Here is a 6783-nt window from a genome sequence, read left to right on the forward strand (position 1 = left end):
GCTTGGCTTTCTGTGTCGACGAGAGCTGTCGCTTTGAGCGTCTGAACCCGGTAATTCGTCCGACGGCAGTAGTGTTTGCTAGCGTTTTCCCGGTCAAAAGACGTCGCGTCGATAGCGGCGTGACCAGATGGCTCGTGCTCCTGCGCCGAGAGGCGCAGCAGCACTCGCCAGATCGCTGTCTTGATTCTGTCAAACCACTTGACTAGCGTGGAGTGGTCGGGGATATCGGCCGCGTCGAGGCCGATCTCCCCGAGTATTTGTGGCATCTCGCTCAGCAAATCAAGTGCTTCTCGGTAGGATTTTTTCAGGTAAACCCGCAGACAGTGCAGCGACACTACCGCATACTCGGCGAAGCCGCCACCCCTTCGGGGGCGGCGACTTCGCCTCGCTCACCAACAGCATTTTTAGCTAACTGAACGACGTTGCTTGTGAAGCGGGAGATCTTAGACATGAATCATCGGCGGTTTCCCGCTTCATCTTCCTAGTTCTGACGGTCGAAGCCGACGCCGTCCAGTGATTCACCAGAGCCCAATAATGCAATCGAGAGAGCTGGCTCATTTTTTGATTTGACAAGAAGTTCATCAAGCAGAAACTTGAGACGGTTTTCGGGATTAGTTGTCCTGATATTGTGAACTGAGTCGGCAAGTTCCTCCAGAAGGTAATCAAGGAACGCTGTGAGGAGTTTATTTTTTGTATCGTAGTGGTAATATACTGCAGTCGTAGTCTTTCCATATTCGTCTGCAATCTGTTGTATCGTAAGATCTGCATACCCATACTCGCATAGTACCTGATAGGTTGCCTTCATTATCGCCCTTTCAGGTTCTGGAAAACTCTGGCTTGCTAAATCGTCCATTAGGTACTGATTTCAAGTTCATCTGTATAATAAATGTGACTTCTTTGACGAGTTGAATAGCAACTAGCTCATAAACAGTTATTGCGTGGTATGTAGTTTCACCAAGATTATATCTGGCAGGCAGTGGGCATAATACATGAGTCTATCGCGGTTCTACTCGACTAAATGGGTAAGCATCGCTATTTGCGCTTGCTTACTTCTCAGCATGGCGACGCCGGTAGCAGCGGATTCGGTAGTCATTGGCGAGCCGGGAATCAGTGCTTCGACACCGGAACCAGTCGTCAGCGCTGAATCAGCCCAATCATTGCAAGTTGTCCTTGTCAATGATGGTGAACTCAGAAAGGGCAACGAAGCAGCGTTTGAAGAGGAAGTACAGCGTGCAAAAAATGTTCAGGTTGAAATACAGGATGATAAGCTCGACGCACCAATTGAAGTAAAATCAGGTAAACAGACAATTGGGACCATTGCTGACGGCCAGCAGGTGCCGCTTGATTTCAGGATTGAGGTCGGCAACGCCAAACCAGGTATATATGAGGTCCCAGTCGTAATTGAATATTCGCACACGCGAGCGGTAAGTTTCGGACCACTTGACGACACGGAACGGCAAACGCGCTCAGGAGAGGTTGTCCGAGACATAACTCTTGAAATTGAAAATGAACCCCGATTTAATGTCACAAGGGTAGGTAAAGACAGTATCATCGCAGGTGACAACGGTATGGTTCGCTATACCGTTGAGAATACCGGGACACGCGCCGCAACGAACGCTGAGGTCACTTTCACTACGACCACTGAAGGAACGTTCTTCGGAAAGGCAGCAAGCCCTTCACAGAATACCGCTCGTTCGATTGGCTCACTGGCACCTGGGGAAGACACAACGGTGAGTGTTCGAATGGGTGCCAATGAAAATGTAGACTTAGGCACATATCCAGTCACAGCAACAATTGAGTTCGAAAACGGAAACGGCATAACAGAGACAGCTGATACTGCGCGAGCGAATTTTACTGTCCAAGCAGACCGATCATTTGAAATCAGTGAGGTTCAGGCAACCGATTTCAGAGTAGATGAACCTGAAGCAACACTCCAAGCTACCATTACGAACGAGGGGCCAGCACCTGCACAGAATATGGTCGTTCGCATCGGCCAACAGGAGCAGCTTCCACTCACAGTAACTAGCGGTGAAGCGGCAGTCGGTGATCTGGCTGTTGGTGAATCCGCTGAGGTGTCGTTCACAGTTAATATCCCCGAGGAAGCAGAGCCGGGCTCAATTTCTGTTCCATTAGATCTTGAATATGAAAACGATGCTGGCGATGTTCTTCGACCGTCGACACCACTTCGGCAGCGTGTCGTCATCGGTGAGGAGCGTGACCGATTCCAAGTTATCGGAACAAATACGACAGTAACGCCGGGTGGCAGCGGCGAGATGACAACTACGATCAGGTACACCGGAAATGAAACAGTAACGAACGCGAATATCAAATTATTCACTAATGACCCGCTATCGTCTTCAGACGATGGTGCTTATCTCGGCACTGTTGAGCCCGGTGAGACTGTAACTGCAACGTTTCGAGTGAGTGCTTCCGATACTGCCCTAACAAAAGAGTATAGTTCATCAGTTGAGATTCGGTACGATGAGTCCGACGGAGATACACGCTTTACTGGCTCACTTACCATTGGCGTCCCAGTTCGTGCAGCCGATTCCGGTGGGTTCCCACTAATTCCGGCGGCTGCGGTTGGGATGGCTGCACTTGTCGGTGGCGCTATCGTTGTATACCGACGGCAAAATTAATCTCAGATAATACGATGATGAGCTTGCGAACGATATTTGCACGGCTTGGACGACTCATTCAGAGTCGGCCACTGATCATGCTCACAGCCGTAGTTGTTGTCACTGGGATCGCATTTTCCGGTGCCGCACAGATTGAAAGTGTCACCGGGGACCGCGCATTTGTCGGTGAAAATCCCACATTAAATACGTATGATGATAATTTCGACCGCGGGACGATTGCTACCCTTGTGCGGGGAGAGGTTACAGAACCCGCGACAATGCGGGCTATCGATCGATATGATCGACGAATGTCCGAAGTTGATGACGTTGAACAAGTAATCAGCCCTGCTGATCAAGTGCGAGCAGAGTATGGCCGTATTCCTGGATCACAAGAAAAAATACAGCGGGTTGTTGGGAATCCAGACTCAACGGTAGTTACCATCGTTCTTGAACCCGGGCTTACACAGCAACAATCCCGGCCTATTTATACAGATGCTATTAATGCCAAAGAATGGGGGGAATTTCCGAGCGGCGTGAGCGTTACAATTACTGGTTCAGCAGCGTTCTCGTCGCAACTTTCGGGACTCATTCAGCAGAGCACGCAGCAGTTGCTCGGGTTAGCTGTAGGGCTAATGGTTATCGCCCTATTCTTTTTGTTCCGGGGTGTTCGACTCCGCTTGCTCCCGATAGTTGCGGTCTTTGTCGGTGTAATTTGGACGTTTGGAGCGATTGGGTACGCAGGTATCCCAAACTCAACGTTGACCAGTTCTGTGTTCCCAATTTTGATCGGATTGGGCATTGACTATTCTATACAGTTTCATGAACGGTACGAAGAAGAGCTTGAAAATCACCGCCCACGCGAAGCGTTGCCACTAGCATTGGGTGGTGTTGGCCCACCCGTTCTAGTTGCGATGTTCTCAGCGGCACTTGGATTCGGAGCAACGTGGGTTTCCACAATCGGATCACCAGCGTTTGTCTGGTTTGCACAAACGTCTATTTTCGGTGTGGTGCTAACATTTACCACTGGATTGTTTGTGCTCTTGCCAGTCCTCACACTCTGGGTCCGCTTCCGTAGCACATCTGAAGAGGAGGCCAGTCCCTCCCATGAGTCGGAGTTCCCACCACAGGAACAGACCGGAAGCAGTAACATTGGCCGTCTTGGACAGGCACTCGGGCGGACATCACGCACTCTTGCAGCTAATCCTTTCATTGTTCTCTCTATTGCAATTGTTGTCGCAGCTGGTGGGTTTGCGGTCAGTTCTGATCTAGAAACGACTGCGGATACTGAGGAATTCATTCCACAGGACCTGCCGGCCTATACCGATCTCCAGGAGTTTCGATCTGTCGCTGGGGGTGGTGATGCCGTTCAGTACAGCATTCTTGTTAGTGGGGAACAATTGCGTGACCCAGACGTGTTACGCTGGATGGAGAGGTTCCGCGTCATCGCCAGTGATAAGCAACAAATTACCAGTGTCTCGACACCAGCAACGCTGATTAAACAGCATAATGGCGGAACACTACCAGAGACAGAACGTGAGGTTAGACAGACTTTAGCAGCCATCCCAGACGATCAAAAAGCCCAGTATTACAGCAACGGCCATGCACAGATCCGGATAACTGCTGAACAAGACATGAACACCGACGAGGAACTTGGCTTGTTCGACACTATTGAGACATCAATCGCATTAAGTCAGCCTCCATCCGGAGTCGATGCCAAGCTTACAGGGCAGTCACCCGTATCGACACCATCGATCGTTGAGCAGATCGAAAATCGGAATGCAACGACTGGGCTTGGATTTGCCCTTGTTTTTGGGGCATTACTCCTCTACTATCGAAACCTGCTTCGGGCTGTTGCCCCGCTTGTCCCGATGCTATTTGTCATCGGCTGGCAAAATCTCTATATGTTAGCTCTGTCAATATCGGTGTCGCCACTTGGTGCGTCTCTTGGCGCAATGAGTGTCGGCATCGGCGCAGAATACACGATCATCGTAATGGAACGTTACTTCGAAGAGGTCGAACAGACTGGTATTTCCCGGCTTGATGCAGTCGAAACCGCCGGATCGCGTGTCGGCAAAGCGATTACCGTGTCTGGGATGACCACTGTTTTCGGGTTCTCAGCACTCACGCTATCACCATTCCCTATTCTAGCTGACTTCGGGTGGCTAACTGTGGGTGTCATCTTCTTCACCCTCATTGCCTCTCTGGCAACCCTACCACCGACGCTTATAGCCCTTGGGCGTCTCTCGGATAAGATTGAGTCAGTCCGCGCAGATAAAGCAGCTTCACGAAACATAGTGCCATCAGAAACCGATGATTGAAACCATCCTTGTCCCAGTTGACGGATCACCGCAAGCCATTCGTCTTTAGTTAGGCCTCACACCTCGGTTATGCAGCGGTAGCGAGCGTCTCTTGCAGTATCGGTCGTTGCTGGTGAATTTTCTGAGCATCCTCGATCAGCCGCTCTAACAACGATGGCGGCGAGTAGCCGAGGTACTCACCGAGTTCAAAGAGGATGAGCTGGGCGTGCGATCGAAAGGTCGCCGCCCAGCGTTCCGGCGGAAACACGATTTCGTCGTCGGCTTGTTCGGTGACCAGACCCAGCAGATCACGGCTCACTAACAGCGACAGCAACGCCGCATATATCAGGATCTCCATGATATACGTCTTACTCGTATCGAACTCATCCAAGTTGTACTGCGTCTTCAGCTCACGAAACAGCAGTTCTACCTCCCACCGACATCGATAGATCGTTGCTAGATATGCTGGCAGAAACTCCTCTCTCGGGAGATTCGTAATGTACAGATGGTAGTCGTCGGCGTCCGCAATGAGGACGCCGACGACACGAAACGTCTTGCTGTCGTATGATTGTGTGCCCGCGTACTCTCGTCGCTGAAACGTCGCTTCCACTTCTACATCAATGTGCTCTCGGTAGAGGTTGTCCACGACATCCTGGATCTTCTCCCCTTCCAATGGAATGGCGTCGCCACGCCATTCCCGTAATTCCGCTGTTATTTTCGGGTTTGCGTTCGGTTTCAGCCGACTCACGAAGTATCCGTTATTCTCGTCAATCAGCGCAAAACGGCGGTACTTGAAGTACGCTTGATCGAACAGTACCAACCGATCTTTTAGCCATGATCCCGTAGAAAACTCGGTGCTGTCGTGCGCTTTCTCGTCAGTGATGCTGAACCGATCAATCGTCTGGCCAGTGACATTATGGAGCAGGTGGAGCCCGCGGCGGGGAGGAGGTCATTCAGGGAATAAACAGTTCTCGATGTAGCGCTGGAACTCGGCTCTGGTGTAGTCGATGGGCTCCTCGTCGCTTGTAATCTGCTCTGTCTGAATACCGATTAAAACGGTGTGGAACAGCGCGGCTGTTTGGGATGGATTCTCGACATCGAATGCGCCTGCATCGACGCCCGCCCGGATAGCACGTGCAATTTGTTTCCGAATGAAATCATCACTCCTACGAAAGAGGCGGCCGTAATTGTCGTCGTGTGCTGCTTGCGCTCGCAGTTCAATTATAGCTTGGGTAAACTCGAGATTGTTGTTGCCGTTGGTGCCAAACATCTCGTCAACGATTATTTCGATATACTCTTCAGGCGACTGGTTGGGAAGTGGGACCTGGCTTTCGACCTGCTCCAACATATAGTCCAGAAGATCTACTAGCAATTCGTCCTTATTATCGTAGTGGTGATATATGAGTGACTGGCTTTTTTCGAATTCATCGCCTATTTTTGAAATAGTTAGGTCCGCGTACCCGTGCTGACGTAATGCATAGAATGTAGCTTCAAGAATCTCTTCTTGGGTTCCCTCTGGATTCTGGAAGAAGGATATCTCGTTAGTCATCTTTACCCCGACTATTTTTTGGTTGTCTGGGACGGTTCAAACTGCTCACGGCTCTATTACCCACTGCGTATGACACAGGGTCAAACTGAGTTATGTTTTTTATCATTGTGCTGAATAGCGAGTACAAGCCGCAGATGGCTGTATAATTGATTATTCATTCGGCTAACTTAAGCATATTGTTGACCACTGTTCCATCCGTCTTTAGCTAAGAGAAGAACCACGTGACAGCGGCGGCTTATCGAGGCTACTTTTCGAGAGGAATGAGGAGGTATCCGCTGTGCACACAGACACCTCCTCATCGAGAATCATGCGTCGGCTT

General features: G+C 50.4%; 4 protein-coding genes and 2 pseudogenes. 2 read left to right on the forward strand and 4 right to left on the reverse strand.

The window, feature by feature from the left end; translation table 11 throughout:
* Both G9463_RS22750 and G9463_RS22755 read right to left on the reverse strand, forming a co-directional pair.
* Positions 1–451: pseudogene (locus tag G9463_RS22750) on the reverse strand (IS5/IS1182 family transposase); the annotation flags it as partial.
* 30 nt (positions 452–481) lie between these two features.
* The gene (locus tag G9463_RS22755) at positions 482–853 is read right to left on the reverse strand and encodes a TetR/AcrR family transcriptional regulator (RefSeq protein WP_007190517.1); all 372 of its coding nucleotides are present in this window, start codon (positions 851–853) and stop codon (positions 482–484) included.
* Between the two features lie 136 nt (positions 854–989).
* Here G9463_RS22755 and G9463_RS22760 point away from each other — a divergent pair, with 136 nt between their 5' ends.
* A complete protein-coding gene (locus G9463_RS22760; RefSeq protein ID WP_152422326.1) occupies positions 990–2639 on the forward strand; it encodes a COG1361 S-layer family protein in 1650 nt (549 codons plus the stop codon).
* Between the two features lie 14 nt (positions 2640–2653).
* Positions 2654–4936 (forward strand): RND family transporter, encoded by a 2283-nt coding sequence (locus tag G9463_RS22765; protein ID WP_165897912.1) that lies wholly within the window; start codon positions 2654–2656, stop codon positions 4934–4936.
* 67 nt (positions 4937–5003) lie between these two features.
* Here G9463_RS22765 and G9463_RS22770 read toward each other — a convergent pair.
* Both G9463_RS22770 and G9463_RS22775 read right to left on the reverse strand, forming a co-directional pair.
* Positions 5004–5846: pseudogene (locus G9463_RS22770) on the reverse strand (IS4 family transposase); the annotation flags it as partial.
* 18 nt (positions 5847–5864) lie between these two features.
* The gene (locus G9463_RS22775) at positions 5865–6464 is read right to left on the reverse strand and encodes a TetR/AcrR family transcriptional regulator (protein WP_004967007.1); all 600 of its coding nucleotides are present in this window, start codon (positions 6462–6464) and stop codon (positions 5865–5867) included.
* Between the last annotated feature and the right edge of the window lie 319 nt (positions 6465–6783).

Source organism: Haloarcula sp. JP-Z28 (assembly GCF_011440255.1).
Lineage (GTDB): Archaea > Halobacteriota > Halobacteria > Halobacteriales > Haloarculaceae > Haloarcula > Haloarcula marismortui.

What these genes read in the sequence shown, in the direction of transcription:
- G9463_RS22755 (WP_007190517.1), bottom strand. Translation starts at nt 853, where the DNA reads ATGGACGATTTAGCAAGCCAGAGTTTTCCAGAACCTGAAAGGGCGATA.
- G9463_RS22760 (WP_152422326.1), top strand. Translation starts at nt 990, where the DNA reads ATGAGTCTATCGCGGTTCTACTCGACTAAATGGGTAAGCATCGCTATT.
- G9463_RS22765 (WP_165897912.1), top strand. Translation starts at nt 2,654, where the DNA reads ATGATGAGCTTGCGAACGATATTTGCACGGCTTGGACGACTCATTCAG.
- G9463_RS22775 (WP_004967007.1), bottom strand. Translation starts at nt 6,464, where the DNA reads ATGACTAACGAGATATCCTTCTTCCAGAATCCAGAGGGAACCCAAGAA.